Annotated in this window: 11 protein-coding genes; 7 read left to right on the forward strand and 4 right to left on the reverse strand. The window is 62.8% G+C overall.

Annotation, left to right across the window (positions count from 1 at the left end):
* Positions 1-89: 89 nt before the first annotated feature.
* Together MKD49_RS18765 and MKD49_RS18770 are read right to left on the reverse strand one after the other, a co-directional pair.
* Positions 90-2,009: a phosphatidylserine/phosphatidylglycerophosphate/cardiolipin synthase family protein gene (locus MKD49_RS18765; RefSeq protein ID WP_252697057.1), complete on the reverse strand. Its 1,920-nt coding sequence runs from the start codon at positions 2,007-2,009 to the stop codon at positions 90-92.
* 26 nt (positions 2,010-2,035) lie between these two features.
* Positions 2,036-4,936, reverse strand: a complete 2,901-nt coding sequence (locus MKD49_RS18770; protein WP_252697058.1) for a type VI secretion system Vgr family protein — start codon at positions 4,934-4,936, stop codon at positions 2,036-2,038.
* Between the two features lie 183 nt (positions 4,937-5,119).
* On the opposite strand from MKD49_RS18770, the gene MKD49_RS18775 reads away from it, so the two are divergent.
* The 7 genes from MKD49_RS18775 (at position 5,120) to MKD49_RS18805 (ending at position 13,490) form a co-directional block, all read left to right on the forward strand.
* Entirely contained in the window at positions 5,120-5,494 is a 375-nt protein-coding gene (locus tag MKD49_RS18775) for an RNA-binding S4 domain-containing protein (RefSeq protein WP_252697059.1), read from the forward strand.
* An 83-nt stretch (positions 5,495-5,577) separates the two neighbouring features.
* Entirely contained in the window at positions 5,578-6,039 is a 462-nt protein-coding gene (locus MKD49_RS18780) for a hypothetical protein (protein ID WP_252697290.1), read from the forward strand.
* Between the two features lie 217 nt (positions 6,040-6,256).
* Positions 6,257-6,958, forward strand: coding sequence for a TetR/AcrR family transcriptional regulator (locus MKD49_RS18785; RefSeq protein WP_034329398.1), 702 nt, complete (start codon positions 6,257-6,259; stop codon positions 6,956-6,958).
* Positions 6,959-6,975: 17 nt separating this feature from the next.
* Entirely contained in the window at positions 6,976-8,766 is a 1,791-nt protein-coding gene (locus MKD49_RS18790; protein WP_034329395.1) for an acyl-CoA dehydrogenase C-terminal domain-containing protein, read from the forward strand.
* A gap of 222 nt (positions 8,767-8,988) precedes the next feature.
* Complete coding sequence (locus tag MKD49_RS18795; protein ID WP_252697060.1) at positions 8,989-11,376, forward strand: 3-hydroxyacyl-CoA dehydrogenase NAD-binding domain-containing protein; 2,388 nt, start codon at positions 8,989-8,991, stop codon at positions 11,374-11,376.
* Positions 11,377-11,426: 50 nt separating this feature from the next.
* Complete coding sequence (locus tag MKD49_RS18800) at positions 11,427-12,623, forward strand: acetyl-CoA C-acyltransferase (RefSeq protein ID WP_008334355.1); 1,197 nt, start codon at positions 11,427-11,429, stop codon at positions 12,621-12,623.
* A 102-nt stretch (positions 12,624-12,725) separates the two neighbouring features.
* Positions 12,726-13,490 carry an enoyl-CoA hydratase gene (locus MKD49_RS18805; RefSeq protein WP_204726221.1) on the forward strand — a complete coding sequence of 255 codons (765 nt, stop codon included), beginning with the start codon at positions 12,726-12,728 and terminating at the stop codon, positions 13,488-13,490.
* Between the two features lie 28 nt (positions 13,491-13,518).
* On the opposite strand, the gene MKD49_RS18810 is transcribed toward MKD49_RS18805, so the two are convergent.
* Positions 13,519-14,022, reverse strand: coding sequence for an Lrp/AsnC family transcriptional regulator (locus MKD49_RS18810; protein WP_252697061.1), 504 nt, complete (start codon positions 14,020-14,022; stop codon positions 13,519-13,521).
* A 35-nt stretch (positions 14,023-14,057) separates the two neighbouring features.
* The gene (locus tag MKD49_RS18815) at positions 14,058-15,410 is read right to left on the reverse strand and encodes an aspartate aminotransferase family protein (protein ID WP_252697062.1); all 1,353 of its coding nucleotides are present in this window, start codon (positions 15,408-15,410) and stop codon (positions 14,058-14,060) included.
* Between the last annotated feature and the right edge of the window lie 11 nt (positions 15,411-15,421).

The raw sequence follows: 15,421 nt of genomic DNA on the forward strand, positions 1-15,421 counted from the left end.
GGGATAAACACCGTTGAGATAACGATGAAAAAAGTAAGTAGAGAAAATGAGGTTCGGGACCTATTCAAGTGCATACACATTCCCTGGTTCTAAGCCAGCCTCAGATTGGACGTTCGTTCATCAAAAAATGGAATAAGAAATCCTTGCGGCCTTGACTGCGCGCTCTTCTCTCGACGATTGTCATCTAACAGATTTCCCCACTTCCTGAATGTGCTGGAAATTTCAGCGGTACTGCCACTCCCACCGTCGCACCCTGCAGCATTGGCTGAATGCATAGCAAACACCTCCTGCCGCAGCTTCTTGCTCAACAACGGATCGTCACATCCGATGTTGATCTCAGCATCCACTGCCATGCTGCGCAGATTCATGTTGGCGCTACCTAACGTAAAGAACGCATCGTCGATGATCATCAACTTGCTGTGGATATAGATCTCGCGATATTTTTCACCCTTGCTGTTCCCGGCATGATCGTAGGCCCACAGACTGGCCACGAGCGTCTTGATGCCGAGGGCATCAAGCTCCTTTGCGATGTCTGCATTGCTTCGGGCTTTACCGTCAGGAGTAGCTGGCTTGGGTCGCCGCACCAGCTCTGGCGGAGCACCATTTTTCCTTTCCTTGAACGCGTAGGTCGCCAGTTCTTTCTCCTGTTCCCGCAGAGCCAGCTCTCGTTCCACTTCCTTGTCCTGATTGGGCATCAATGTGCCATGCCCGAGTGCCTTGATGGTCTCGTGCGTGGCAGGAACCATCTGCGTGCGCTCCGGGGTGGGGATGACGATGAAGACATGCAGATCGGGAAGCGCCTTCATCGGCTGTCCTGCTGCCTTCCATGCTGCGATGAAATCACGCCGTAGCTGCTTGAGATACCGCGCCCACTCGGTGTACTGGAAGTACTGGTTCTCGATGTAGATGTAGTTGGAAGCAAAACTGGTCGCTTGCCGATAGAGACGCTGGATGGTCTTGTCGCCTTCCTCGGCCTGAGTGCGCACGATCTGCGCGCGATGAGCGGCCTTGCCAGCGCGAACCTTCAGGCCAGCTGGCGGCGAGCGCAGGTCATGCGCACGTTGGATTTTCTGGTCGGCAGTGGCCACCCGATTCCAGGCATCCACGAAATTCTTGCTCACGCTGATCAGGGCCTCGCCGCAAATGCGGCAGGCGTAGTCTTGCAGTGGCTTCAGGCCGGGAAATTCATCGCCGCCACCTTCCCACGATTGCCCCCGGCGCGGGTCGTAAAACAGATGCTTTCGCGTATCCCAATAATCGGTGACGCTGTTCAATCCCATCACGTAGCCGACTGCATGTTCGCCTTCTGCATGGTCGTAGTCGATGAGTATCGTTTTCTGATGCGCCGTCGATGCCTGGACCAGGGATTGGTGCTCAGCCATCGCCAGCCTGGCCGAACGCTCTTCTGCAAGACTCTGGCGGACCTTGTCGGCATCCCCCGGGCGAACCATGAAGCTGAGATGCGCAGACGTACCATGGGTGGCATCAAAGAACCACAACGCATTGAAATGGCGGCGCCGTTCCTGCGGTGTGAGGCCGGCTTCGTGTGGCTTGCCGGAGAGCCGTTCATGATGCCGCAGGCGCCTGACCTGATCCGCATTGAGGGTGCCATAACCCGGCGTATTCTTGGCCATCGTGGAGATCATGCCCTCGTTCCAGCACAGCACGCGCACGTTGACCGGGCTGCCGTTGTTGTACTTGCCGGCCGCAACCTCCCTGAGCAAATCCCCCCAGGTCGGACCCCGAGGCCAGGTATTGCCCGTGCGTTCCAGTTCCATGGCGGGGTCGAATCCCCAGCAAATGATTTCCACACTGTGCTTGGCCCGCCGGATGTCCTGCAAGATACGGGCGAAGCCTTCTTCGCCGCAGATCAATACTTCAATCTGGTTGGCGTGATAGATCGGAGAGTTGCTGTCTTCTGCGCGCTCCAGCAGCCATTGCGCCGTTGCGGTAGCACTACGTTTGCGCAGGTCGATGGGGACGCTGCCTGGGTGGTAGGTCTGTGTCATGGCGATGATCCAGAAAGGGAAGGGATTCAGGCGCCTGCATGGCGCAGGCGGCTTTCAGCATCCGCTTCTGTGCTGCGGTAGCCCGAGGCTGCCAGTTGCTGGTCCAGTGCGCTGATCTGTTCGTGGACCGGTAAATCAAAGCAATAGTCATTGGGGAGCTTGACCGAGTAGCTGTCGTCGCCCGGTTGATGGCCTTCGATCCGTAATCGCCCGGCCGCGTCCGTGACGCCCACGGCGATCTGCGCCCCCTGCTTGAAGAGCGTATAGGGCTGGTGTGCCAGCGGCCTTCCATCGCGCGCATGACTGCGCAGGCGCACCAGCAAACTGCCGCTCTGCTGCAAGTCTTCATAGGTAGGCGGTGGCGCTATCTCCGGTGGCGGACAATTGGCCGGACCCAGCACATTGTGTTCAGCAGCCTGTTGCCGCCACTGTCCGCTGGTGCCGTGTTCGATGAGGCTGGCATTCCAGCGGCTGAAGCTGCCGCCGCCATGGATTTGCGTGTCATCGCGCGAACGGATGCTGATCTTCGGGGCCTGCAGGATGATCTCTTCGCTGGCCTCCAGCAGGATGCGTCGCGCAGCCTGAAGCTCGACGTGTTCTTCGTGCGCCTGCACCTTGACACTGCCCTTGCCGCTGATCAGCTTCATGTGCTTGCCGGCAAAGGCAGCGAACATTTCTCCTGCCCGCATCAGCAATTTGCGTCCGGCATTGAGCTGGGTATTGTCCCGGCTGACCAGGTCGATATGCCGGGACGCGCCCAGCACCATGGTGTCCTGGCTCGTCACGCTCACGCCGGCCGGTGCGTCGAGGGCGACCATGGGTGCCGCAGCGTGCCTCGTGCCGCCTGCCGCTTCGCTCGTGTCCCATGATTGCAGCTGCTCCCTGATGCGCTCCAGTTGCGCCAGATCGGTCGCTTCTGCGTGGTGCCTGGCGGCATCCTGGCTCAGGCGCTGCGCCAGTTCCGCCAGACTGCGCAGGGTGTCCAGCTGGGCCTCGCGCTCCAGCATGCGGCCGCGCCCACCGTCCTGTGCTTGTGCCGTAATGAGGATGCCTTTGGCCCCACGCAGGACGCCATGCCCATCCGTGCGCGCCTCCAGTCCCTCGCCACGGCCATCTCCCCGCCCGTCGTGGCGCGGTTCGGTGAGATAACCCAGATTCATCTGGCTGTGCTGGTGCTCGCTGGCCAGTTGCGTGCTGATCTGTCCGGGCGTGTCATCCAGGCGCAGCTGGTTGTAGCGGGCACCTTCGATTTCCTTGCTCTTGATCCCCGAGAGGAAGCGATTGCCGGGCAAGCCGCCGCTGTGGCTGAAGCGCGCCGGATGGTTGATGCCGTTGTGCAGGACACCGGCGACGAACATCTTGTCCGGATCACCCCCAAGAAAATCGATCAGCACTTCCATGCCGACCCGGGGCACCGCATCGTGCCCATAGCCTGCTCCGGCCCAGGCGCTCGATACCCGCACAAATGCGCTATCCCGTTCCTGCCCGCTGGTGCCCGCACCTTGCGCGTGGACGTGGTCTTCCACGTGCAAGCCCTGCAGTTGTACCTTGATGCGGCCCAGTTCGTCGCAATACACCTCCTCGTTGGCAGGCCCGACTACCAGTGCGGTGACCGGATGCACGGCCGGCAGATGCAGCCCGGGATCGTAATGCGGTGCCAGCGGCGCGCTGCGGCGGCGGCAGCTGAGCTGATTGCGGTAGCGCATGTCCGCCGCGCCCTGCACATCGGCTTGCCAGGTGGAGGCGGGCAGCAGGCGGTCGATCGCATCCTGCAACGCTTTGGGGAAATTGTTTTCGGCTTGCTGCCGCAAGGAGGTCACGATGAATTCGCGCAAGTTGCGATCTTGGCCGTGCATGTCCGGATGCCCTTCCAGCTCGAACCAGTGCCCCACCGCCAGATCGCGTACCGTACCACTGGCCTCGAAGGATTCGCTGCGGCCCTCGTGCGCCAGCATGCGGGCATCGGCCAGGCGCAAGTGATCTTGCTGGCCATCCGCAGCGTGAGGGGCCTCGATCAACCCGTCATTCAGGATGGCCGCCAATGCCCGGCCGGTATCGCCCTGGTCAATCGCGCTGTGACTGGCGGCTTCCTCGACGCGCACCGCCTTGTAGTCCCAGCTGCCGCGCCATACACGACCCGGCACCAGGTTGCGCTGGCGGCTCCATGCGCTGATGGTGTCGCGCTCCTCGGTGGCACCCTCGCGGTGGTAACGCACCGTACCGGCAGGGGCCCGGGGCAGCAGGGCGGACTGATCACAGAACACCAGCGTATGCATTGGTACGTCTGCATCCTCTCTCCTGCCGGTATCGGCAGCGGGCTGGGGGCTGGCCACATGCCAGGCGATGCCCTCGCGCCGGCAGAGCCGCCTGATGAAGTGCGCATCGGATTCGTTGAACTGATGGCTGATCTCGCGTATCGGATAACGGCGATCTTCCAGGCCATCCAGATCGAAGTGAAACGCCGTCGCCAGTGCGGGGCTGCGCTGACGCCATTCACCGAGCATGATCTCCAGGATGCGCGGCACGCTCAGTTGACGGAAGACGCGGGTGTTGATGCGCTCCTCCATGATCGACAGCGCGTCCTTGAGCGTGAGCTGGTAGACCCGCAGCGCACCGTCGGCCTGGCCGGCGCGCGCCTCGGTGATGATCCCGTTGGTGTGATGCAGACCGCCTCGGTCGGTCACCATCTCGATGCCCAGCGGCTGTCCAAGCAGGGCCTGCAGCGGCAGTTCAGGATCGCTGGACACGCAGGTCAGCTTCGCCTGCAGTCCTTCCAGACAGGCTTCCTGGATATCGACTTGCTGCACCAGCAGCCATTGCGCGAAATGAGTCTCCTGCCCTCGCCAGCGCAGCCTGAGGGGACGGTGTTGCTGCGAAAGTACGGCGCCGGCAAATGCCGCAGCGATGGTCTGGAATTGATCTGTCATGGCGGAATGGACGGCAGCGACAAGCGTGGCCACAAAAACTGGCAAGCATAGTGACGCTGATCCACCAGGGCAGAGATTCACCAAAGAAAGGAAGTGAATCCCGATTTTCTTGAGCAAATGATTCAAAAAATATCGATAATTACCGCTACTCACTAAGCATCACTGACCACTTCTCATCCCGACATGGACATCACCCGCATCGACAAATGGTGCTGGGCCGCACGCTTCTTCAAGACGCGGTCACAGGCCACCGAAGCCGTGGAGCGCGGCCGCATCAAGCTCAACGGCGAGCGCACCAAGCCTGCCCACAACATCAGGAACGGCGACCGCCTGGACATCGACAACGGTTCCACCGAATGGGAAGTGCTGGTTACCGGCATTGCCGACAAGCGCGGCTCGGCCGCCATTGCCGCCACCCTCTATCAGGAAACCGAAGAGAGCATTGCGCGCCGTGCCGCGCTGGCCGAACGCCATCGCCTCTTCCGCGAACCCTCGGCCGAGATCAAGGGACGCCCGACCAAGCGTGACCGCCGCCTGCTCGACCGTTCCTCATCCTGATCCCGCCGCAGCGCTGGCTCGTTGTAAGATGAAGGCCGTTTTCCCCGGCCTGTCTTTTCTCCAACCCAGGTGCAAAGGTGCAGATGTCTCAGGTGGTCTCTTCCGAATCGATGCAGTCCGTCCCCGTGGCCCGGCCCCTGCGCAAGGAGTGCCCGCCCGGTGCCTGCGCCTGCCAGCGTGAAGCGCTGCTGGAATGCCTGCACGCGCCCGAAGCGCGCGTACTCTGGCTCACCCGTGAAGAAGAAAAACGTCTGATCGAACGCATCACCCGCGTCAGCACCTACGACGAGCTGCTGCATGTGGGCAGCCTCATGCGCAAGAACCTCGGCATCCACCTGCACATCAGCCCCGGGGCCAACGAGGTGCGCACCGTGCGCGGCCTGCAGATCCACCTGGCCGAGCAGCCCGGCCTGTGCCGCAAGACGCGCGACACCATCCCGGCGGCCATCCGCAAGTGCCTGGAAAACAACCCCACCATTGTCTACGCCCTGCTCGATGCCCACGACCTGCTGGGCGCCGCCAGCCCCCCTTCCGAATCCGCCTGAAGGCTTGCCGCCCGGCAAAAATCCATGCCGCAAGACAGCCCGATTTTTTGTTTGACATTTGCGGCGCTATGAATAATAGTACGATCGTTCGAATAAATTCTGCATGAAGATAAATTCATGCCGGGTTATCCAGGGCACAAGACAGCGGACCCCGAGCCGCGCCCGTCGAACCGGTTCCTTCCCGTCGCCGCCTGCGGCGGATATCAAAGAGACAACGATGACTGAGACAAGCAAGGTGACCACCGCGCCCGCCCGGCCCAAGTTCCTGCGCAAGGGCGAGCAGACCCGCGCCGCCATCCTGGATGTGGCGCTGGAGCTGGCCAGCCGTGATGGCCTGGAAGGGCTCACCATCGGCCTCCTGGCCGAGAAGATGAAGATGAGCAAGTCCGGCGTCTTCGCCCATTTCGGTTCGCGCGAGGACCTGCAGATCGAGGTCGTGCGGCTGTACCACAACCGCTTCGAGCAGGACGTGTTCTATCCCTCCATCAAGGAGCCGCGCGGCCTGCCGCGCCTGGAAGGCATGTTCGCGCGCTGGATCAAGCAGGTCACGGTGGAAATCGCCCTGGGCTGCATCTACATCAGCGGCGCGGTCGAGTATGACGACCGTCCCGGTGCCATCCGCGATCACCTCGTTGCCATGGTCCAGGCCTGGCGCGATGCGCTGGAGCGCTGCATCAAGCAGGCCATGGAAGCCGGCCACCTGCGCACCGACATCGAGGTCAGCCAGATGGTCTATGAAATGTATGGCCTGATCCTGGCCCTGCATCACGATGCGCGCTTCCTGCACATTCCCGGCAGCGTCGAACGTGCCGAGGCCAGTTTCCGGCGTCTGATCGACAGCTACCGCCCGCAGGGCAGCGACAGCGCCAGTACCAGCGCCCCCAAGAATTCCAAATCGGCTGCCAGGAAGGCAGCGTAACCCGTCCGGAGACATTCATGCCCCAATACAACGCCCCCTTGCGCGACATGCAATTCGTGCTGCACGAGCTGCTCAATGTCGAGGAAGTGTTCAAGGAACTGCCGCCCCACGCCGACACCAACCGCGAACTGGTGGACCAGGTGCTGGAAGAGGGCGGCAAGTTCGCCTCGCAGGTCCTGTTCCCGCTGAATCATTCGGGTGACCGCGAGGGCTGCCATTTCGATCGCGAGAGCAAGGCCGTGACCACGCCCAAGGGTTTCAAGGAAGCCTACAAGCAGTACGTGGAGGCCGGCTGGGCGGCGCTGTCCTGTGATCCGGACTTCGGCGGCCAGGGTCTGCCGCTGACGATCAACAATTCCTTCTACGAGATGCTGAACTCGTCCAACCAGGCCTGGACCATGTACCCCGGCCTGTCGCACGGTGCCTACGAGTGCCTGCATGCGCACGGTTCGGACGAACAGAAGCAGCTCTACCTGCCCAAGCTGGTCTCGGGCGAGTGGACCGGCACCATGTGCCTGACCGAAGCGCACTGCGGCACCGACCTGGGCCTCCTGCGCAGCAAGGCCGAACCGCAGGCTGATGGCTCCTACAAGATCACCGGCAACAAGATTTTCATCTCCGCCGGTGAAAACGACGTGTCCGCCAATATCGTTCACCTGGTCCTGGCCCGTCTGCCCGATGCGCCCGAAGGTTCGAAGGGGATTTCACTTTTCCTGGTTCCCAAGTTCCTGCCCAATGCCGACGGCTCGCTGGGCGCGCGCAACCCGATCTTCTGCGGTGCCATCGAAGAGAAGATGGGCATCCACGGCAACGCCACCTGCCAGATGAATCTGGACGGCGCCACCGGCTGGCTGATCGGCCAGCCGCACAAGGGCCTGCAGGCCATGTTCGTGTTCATGAACGCGGCGCGCCTGGGCGTGGGCATGCAAGGCCTGGGCCTGACCGAAGTGGCGTACCAGAACGCCCTGGTCTACGCCAAGGACCGCCTGCAGATGCGCAGCCTGTCCGGCATCAAGGCCGCCGACAAGCCGGCCGATCCGATCATCGTGCATCCGGACGTGCGCCGCATGCTGCTGACCGCCAAGGCCTTCGCCGAAGGTGGCCGTGCTTTCACCTCCTATGTCGCGCTGGAGCTGGACAAGGAACTGACCCACCCCGATGAGCAGGTGCGCAAGGACAGCGCCGACATCGTGGCCCTGCTGACCCCGGTGGTGAAAGCCTTCCTGACCGACAACGCCTGGATGGCCACTTCCGAGTGCCTGCAGGTCTACGGCGGCCACGGCTACATCGCCGAGTGGGGCATGGAGCAATATGTGCGCGATGCCCGCATCAACATGATTTATGAAGGAACCAACACCATCCAGTCGCTGGACCTGCTGGGCCGCAAGATCCTGATGGACAACGGTGCCAAGCTGAAGAAATTCGGCGCGCAGATCCAGGCCTTCGTGGAAGAGCACGGTACCGATGAGTCCATGTCCGAGTTCATCACTCCGCTGGCCGACATCGGCGACAAGGTGACCAAGCTGACCATGGAAATCGGCATGAAGTCCTTCGCCAACCAGGATGAAGCCGGTGCGGCGGCCGTGCCCTACCTGCGCGTGGTGGGCCACCTGGTGTTCTCCTACCTGTTCGCCCGCATGGCCAAGATCGCGCTGGAAAAGCAGGACAGCGGCGACGCCTTCTACACCGCCAAACTGGCCACGGCGCGCTTCTACTTCGCGCGCCTGCTGCCGGAAACCGCGATGCTGATCCGCCAGGCCCGTTCGGGTGCGGCCAACCTGATGGCGCTGGACGCAGAACTGTTCTGATCGCAACACCACGCCGCGCGCGGGCTGCACGCCTGCACGCGGCGTTGATCCAACGCAATGCGGCCCGTGACGGCGTCACGCGGGCGTCACTGCGGCAGGGCATGCTGTGAGCCGCCGCACCCGGGATAAAGAGCGTACAGTGAGCGCTCGTCCCAGCGGCGCAGCACCTTGCCAGGCCCGAATTCATGTTTCATGTTTGCAGCACCAGCAAAGGAGATTTGCGTGTCCAATTTCATCGTCAAAAAAGTGGCCGTGCTCGGCGCGGGCGTCATGGGGGCCCAGATTGCCGCCCACTGCATCAATGCCCGCGTGCCGGTCGTGCTGTTCGACCTGCCGGCCAAGGAAGGCCCGAAGAACGGCATCGTGCAACGCGCCATCGAGAACCTCAAGAAACTGAGCCCGGCGCCGCTGGGCAACAAGGATGACGCGGCCCTGATCCAGGTCGCCAACTACGAGGATGACCTGGCCGTGCTGGAAGGCTGCGACCTCATCATCGAAGCCATCGCCGAGCGCATGGACTGGAAGCACGACCTCTACAAGAAGGTCGCCCCGCACATCGGTCCGAAGGCGATCTTCGCCTCCAACACCTCGGGCCTGTCGATCAATGCCCTCTCCGAAGGGTTCGATGCGGGTCTGAAGGCGCGCTTCTGCGGCGTGCACTTCTTCAACCCGCCGCGCTACATGCACCTGGTCGAACTGATCCCGACCCAATCGACCGAACCGCACATCCTCGACCAGCTCGAAGCCTTCCTCACCACCACCCTGGGCAAGGGCGTGGTGCGGGCCTTCGACACCCCCAACTTCGTGGCCAACCGCGTGGGCGTGTTCGGCATCCTGGCCACCATCATCGAAGCCGAGAAGTATGGCCTCTCGGTCGATGTGGTCGATGACCTCACCGGTGCCAAGCTGGGCCGTGCCAAGTCCGGCACCTTCCGTACCGCCGACGTGGTGGGCCTGGATACCATGGGCCATGTCATCCGGACCATGCAGGACAACCTGAAGGACGATCCCTTCTTCTCTTCCTATGCCACCCCGCCGCTGCTGGCCAAGCTGGTCGAGCAGGGCGCGTTGGGCCAGAAGAGCGGTGCCGGTTTCTACAAGAAGGTGGGCAAGGACATCCTGCGCATCGATCCGGCCAAGGGCGATTACGTTCCGGGCGGTGCCAAGGCCGATGACATCATCGCCCGCATCCTCAAGGAAAAGGATCCGGTCAAGCGCATGAAGGCGCTGCATGATTCGACCAATCCGCAAGGCCAGTTCCTGTGGGCCATCTTCCGCGATGCCTTCCACTACATCGCCGTGCACCTGGAATCGGTGGCCGACAACGCCCGCGACCTCGACTTCGCCATGCGCTGGGGCTTCGGCTGGAGCGTCGGTCCCTTCGAGACCTGGCAAGCTGCCGGCTGGAAGCAGATCGCGCAATGGGTCAAGGAAGACATCGAGGCCGGCAAGGCACTCTCCACCGCACCGCTGCCCGACTGGGTCTTCGATGGCCGTGATGGCGTGCATTCGGAGAAGGGCTCCTGGTCGCCCTCCAAGAAGGCTGACGTGGCCCGTTCCGAGCTGCCGGTTTATCAGCGCCAGGCCTTCCGTGCCCCGCTGGTGGGCGAGGGTGCGGCCGATGGCAAGAGCGCCGGTACCACCTTCTTCGAAGACGAATCGGTGCGCATCTGGCACCAGAACGACGATGTGCTGATCCTGTCCTTCAAGACCAAGATGCACGTGATCGGACAGGGCGTGATCGATGGCATGAACAAGGCCGTCACCGAAGCCGAACAGAACTTCAAGGGCCTGGTGATCTGGCATCCGGATGCAGCCGAAGGCGGTGCCTTCTCCGCAGGTGCCGACCTGCAGTCGATGCTGCCGCTGTTCATGTCCGGTGGCGTCAAGGCCATCGAGCCGGTGGTGCACCAGCTGCAGCAGGCGCACCAGCGCCTGAAGTACGCCAGCGTGCCGGTAATCGCCGCTGTCGCCGGCCTGGCGCTGGGCGGTGGCTGCGAATTGCTGCTGCATACCGCCAAGCGTGTGGTCTCCATCGAGTCCTACATCGGCCTGGTGGAAGTGGGCGTGGGCCTGATCCCGGCCGGTGGCGGCCTGAAGGAAGCCGCCGCGCGCGCTGCCAAGGAAGCCAAGGGCAACGACATCTTGCAGTTCCTGAAGGAATACATGCTGGCTGCAGCCACTGCCAACGTCTCCAAGTCCGCACTGGAAGCGCGCAAGCTGGGTTACCTGCGCGAGGATGACGTGATCGTCTTCAACCCCTATGAATTGCTGCACGTGGCCAAGGTCGAGGCGCGCGCGCTGTTCGATGCCGGCTACCGTCCGCAACTGCCGCCGCAGGTGCCGGTGATTGGCCGCAACGGCCTGGCCACCATCATGGCGCAGCTGGTCAACATGCGCGATGGCGGCTTCATCTCGGCCCACGACTTCAAGCTCGGCAAGATGATCGCCGAGACCGTCGCCGGTGGTGAAGTGGAAGAGGGCAGCATCGTCAATGAACAATGGCTGCTCGACATCGAGCGCAAGTTCTTCATGGAGCTGCTCAACCACCCCAAGACCCAGGAACGCATCATGGGCATGATGCAAACCGGCAAGCCTGTGCGCAATTAATGAAATCTCTCTCCCCCTGAAGGGGAGGGAGAGTCCAAGGAGATTTGGTAATGAGCAAACAACTGCAAGACGCCTACATCGTCGCCGCCACCCGCACCCCCATCGGCAAGGCGCCGCGTGGCATGTTCAAGAACACCCGCCCGGATGACCTGCTGGTGCGTGCCATCCAGTCCGCCGTGGCACAGGTGCCGGGCCTGGATCCCAAGCTGATCGAGGACGCCATCGTCGGCTGCTCCTTCCCCGAAGGCGCGCAAGGCCTGAACATGGCGCGCAATGCCGTGCTGCTGGCCGGCCTGCCCAACACCATTGGCGGCGTCACCATCAACCGCTACTGCGCCTCCGGCATCACCGCCATTGCCATGGCCGCCGACCGTATCCGCGTCGGCGAAGCCGATGTCATGATCGCTGCCGGTGCGGAATCGATGTCCATGGTACCGATGATGGGTTTCCATCCTTCCATCAACATCAATGCCTTCAAGGATGAGAACGTCGGCATGGCCTATGGCATGGGCCTGACCGCCGAGAAGGTGGCACAGCAGTGGAAGGTCTCGCGTGAAGCGCAGGACGAATTCTCGCTGGCCTCGCACCAGAAGGCCATCGCCGCACAGCAGGCCGGTGAATTCGCCGACGAGATGACCTCGGTCGAGATCGTCGAGCGCTTCCCCAACCTGGCTACCGGCGAGATCGACATCAAGACCCGTACCGTCGCCCTGGACGAAGGTCCGCGCGCCGATTCCAACCTGGCCGCGCTGGCCAAGCTGAAACCCGTCTTCGCCGCCAAGGGCAGTGTCACCGCCGGCAACAGCTCGCAGACCTCCGATGGCGCAGGTGCGCTGATCATCGTTTCGGAAAAGATCCTGAAGCAATTCAACCTGACCCCGCTGGCGCGCTTCGTCTCCTTCGCCGTGCGCGGCGTGCCGCCGGAGATCATGGGCATCGGTCCTAAGGAAGCGATTCCTGCGGCCCTGAAGGCCGGTGGCCTGACCCAGGACCAGATCGACTGGATCGAACTGAACGAAGCCTTCGCTGCACAAGCGCTGGCCGTCATCGGCGACCTGGGCCTGGACCCGAGCAAGGTCAACCCCATGGGCGGTGCGATTGCCCTGGGTCACCCGCTGGGGGCCACCGGTGCGATCCGTGCCGCCACCACCATCCATGCACTGCGCCGCAAGAACCTGAAGTACGGCATGGTGACCATGTGCGTGGGTACCGGCATGGGTGCGGCGGGCATCTTCGAACGCGTCTGATCCGCGCCCGCAAGGCCTGATGCAGAAGCCGCACTGCGCATGCCGTGCGGCTTTTTTCATGAACCTTATAAATCATTTATAACATTCAAGGAGACTGTGCAGATGGATATCCAGCTCACCAAGGCCGATGGCATCCTGACCATCCACTTCGATCGCGAAGACAAGAAGAACGCCATCACCGCGGCCATGTACCAGCAGCTGGCCGATGCCCTGAAGGAGGCCGAGACTGACAATGCGGTCCGCGCCATCCTCTTCACCGGCAAGCCCAAATCCTTCTCGGCGGGTAATGACCTGGAAGACTTCCTGAAGAATCCGCCCAAGACCCAGGATGCGCCGGTATTCCAGTTCCTGTGGCAGATCAGCCATGCCAGCAAGCCCATTGTGGCGGCCGTCTCGGGCGTGGCCGTGGGCATCGGTACCACGCTGCTGCTGCATTGCGACCTGGTGTATGCGGCCGACAATGCCAAGTTCTCGATGCCCTTCACGCAACTGGGTTTGTGCCCGGAGGCGGCGTCATCGCTGCTCTTGCCGCATATCGCCGGTTACCAGCGTGCGGCCGAGAAGCTGTTGCTGGGCGAAGCCTTCGGCGCAGACGAAGCCTGCCAGATGGGTGTGGTCAATCGCGTGCTGCCGCTGGAGGAGTTGCTGCCCTATGCGCTGCAGCAGGCAGCCAAGCTGGCGGCGCTGCCGGCGGCCTCGATCCGGGTGACCAAGCAGTTGATGAAGAAGAATCGCGTCACCGCGACCGAACAGCAGATGGTGGCCGAGATCGAGCATTTCTCGCGCATGCTGACCGCGCCTGAGGCCAAGGAAGCGTTCACGGCTTTCTTCGAGAAGCGCAAGCCGGATTTCACGCAGTTTTCCTGAGCCGGGGCGGCGGCGGGGGCGCCCGCCGTCACTTCCAGCTGCTCTTCCCCGAAGCAATCACCTCCACCGGCTCCACCCGCTGCTCATAGGGATGGCGCAACACGATGCGGCTGGCGAATTTCTCGATGCCGATCTCGTCCTCCAGCAAGCGTTCCATCAACTCCTGAAACAGCGCCACGGTGGGCGAGACGATCTTGAGCAAATAGTCATACCCCCCGCTGACGTTGTAGCACTCCACGATTTCCGCATACTTGGCCGCGCCCTGTTCGAACTTGCGAAAGTCTGCTGGCCGGTGGCTGCCAAGCGTGATTTCGGAGAACACCACGACATGGCTGCCCAATTTGTCCAGCGCGACCCGGGCTGCGTAACCGGCGATGACGCCGTTTTCTTCCATGCGCTTGGTTCGGGTCAGGCAGGGACTGGGACTGAGATTGACGGCCTCGGCCAGCTCCACGTTCGAGCACCGGCCCTCGCGCTGCAAGTGCTCGAGGATCTTGATGTCGGTGCGGTCGAGAGGGTCGGTAGGTCGCATGGTCCGATCATAGCACCGCGTCGCCGGCCGCAGGCTCAACGCCCCGCCGCCGATCGCGCTTCCGTCAGCGACTCGTCCAGTGCATCGATCACCATGCCCGCCTGTTCCGCCGTCAGCACCAGCGGCGGCCGGATCTTGAGCACGTTGTGGCCCATCGCGCAGGCGCTGAGCAGCACGCCCTTCTGACGCATGCGGTTGACCACCTCGCTGGTGAGCGCGCGGTCAGGCGTGCGCTGCGTCCGGTCCGAGACCAGTTCGACACCCACGAACATGCCCGCACCGCGCACGTCGCCGATCGCTTCGTGTCGTGCGGCCAGCGCACGGATGCCATCAAGCAGCACGCCACCGACCTCCCGTGCATGGGGAATCAGGCCTTCGCGTTCAATCGTCTTCAGCACCGCCAGCGCAGCGGCACACGAGACCGTATTGCCGGCAAAGGTATTGAAGTAGCGCGAGCGCTGCCCGAACTCCTGCAACACATCGGCCGTCGCCAGAATGCCTGCGACCGGCTGGCCATTGCCCATCGGCTTGCCCATGGTCACGATGTCCGGCGCAATCCCGTGGCGCTGGAAGCCCCACATGTGCTCGCCGGTGCGGCCGAAGCCCGGTTGCACTTCATCGGCGATGAACAGGCCGCCGGCCGCCTTGATGGCCTGCACCGCGCCCCGGAGGAAGCCCGCTGGTCCCGGCAGGATGCCGTCACTGGTGAAGAGTGAATCCACGATCAGGACGGCAGGCTGGATGCCGTGCCGCTGCAGGTCGGCGATGGCGGCTTGCACGTCGCGGGTGAATTTTTCTCCCAAATCCTGCCCCGGCGCATGATAGGCACGCGGGGCCGGCACCAGGCGCACATGCGGTCCCAGGTTGACGCTGCTGCCCAGCGACGGCGAGAACTGCGAGACCGCATCGGTGATACCGTGATACGCCGTGTCGGTGACGATCACGCCGGTGCCGCCGGTGCGGACCTTGGCGATGCGATAGGCCAGGTCATTGGCTTCGCTGCCGGTGCAGGTGAGCATCAGGTGCGCCAGCGATGTCTCCGGCACCGTCGCCAGCAGGCGTTCGGCCAGCTCCAGGATGGTGTCGTGCAGGTAGCGCGTGTTGGTGGCCAGCGTCTGCACCTGTTCGCAGATCGCTGCGGTGACGGCCGGATGGCAGTGTCCCAGCGAAGTAACGTTGTTGTACACATCCAGATAACGCCGCCCCTGCGGATCGATCAGCCAGACGCCCTCGCCACGCACGATGTGCAAGGGATGTTCATACATCAGCCGATACGCCGGCCCCAGCAGGGCATTGCGGCGCTCGATCAGGGCCCCGGTGACGGGCCCGACGTCGGCACGGCCGGGGATGTAGGCGTTGACCATGGTGAGGTCGGTAGGGGTGCTCATGCAATGCTCCT

The sequence above is a fragment of the Herbaspirillum sp. WGmk3 genome, assembly GCF_023952535.1.
Classification (GTDB): Bacteria; Pseudomonadota; Gammaproteobacteria; order Burkholderiales; family Burkholderiaceae_D; genus Herbaspirillum; species Herbaspirillum huttiense.

Excerpts from the sequence above, each read along its gene's own strand:
- MKD49_RS18765 (WP_252697057.1), bottom strand. The coding sequence starts at position 2,009 with ATGACACAGACCTACCACCCAGGCAGCGTCCCCATCGACCTGCGCAAA.
- MKD49_RS18770 (WP_252697058.1), bottom strand. The coding sequence starts at position 4,936 with ATGACAGATCAATTCCAGACCATCGCTGCGGCATTTGCCGGCGCCGTA.
- MKD49_RS18775 (WP_252697059.1), top strand. The coding sequence starts at position 5,120 with ATGGACATCACCCGCATCGACAAATGGTGCTGGGCCGCACGCTTCTTC.
- MKD49_RS18780 (WP_252697290.1), top strand. The coding sequence starts at position 5,578 with ATGTCTCAGGTGGTCTCTTCCGAATCGATGCAGTCCGTCCCCGTGGCC.
- MKD49_RS18785 (WP_034329398.1), top strand. The coding sequence starts at position 6,257 with ATGACTGAGACAAGCAAGGTGACCACCGCGCCCGCCCGGCCCAAGTTC.
- MKD49_RS18790 (WP_034329395.1), top strand. The coding sequence starts at position 6,976 with ATGCCCCAATACAACGCCCCCTTGCGCGACATGCAATTCGTGCTGCAC.
- MKD49_RS18800 (WP_008334355.1), top strand. The coding sequence starts at position 11,427 with ATGAGCAAACAACTGCAAGACGCCTACATCGTCGCCGCCACCCGCACC.
- MKD49_RS18805 (WP_204726221.1), top strand. The coding sequence starts at position 12,726 with ATGGATATCCAGCTCACCAAGGCCGATGGCATCCTGACCATCCACTTC.
- MKD49_RS18810 (WP_252697061.1), bottom strand. The coding sequence starts at position 14,022 with ATGCGACCTACCGACCCTCTCGACCGCACCGACATCAAGATCCTCGAG.
- MKD49_RS18815 (WP_252697062.1), bottom strand. The coding sequence starts at position 15,410 with ATGAGCACCCCTACCGACCTCACCATGGTCAACGCCTACATCCCCGGC.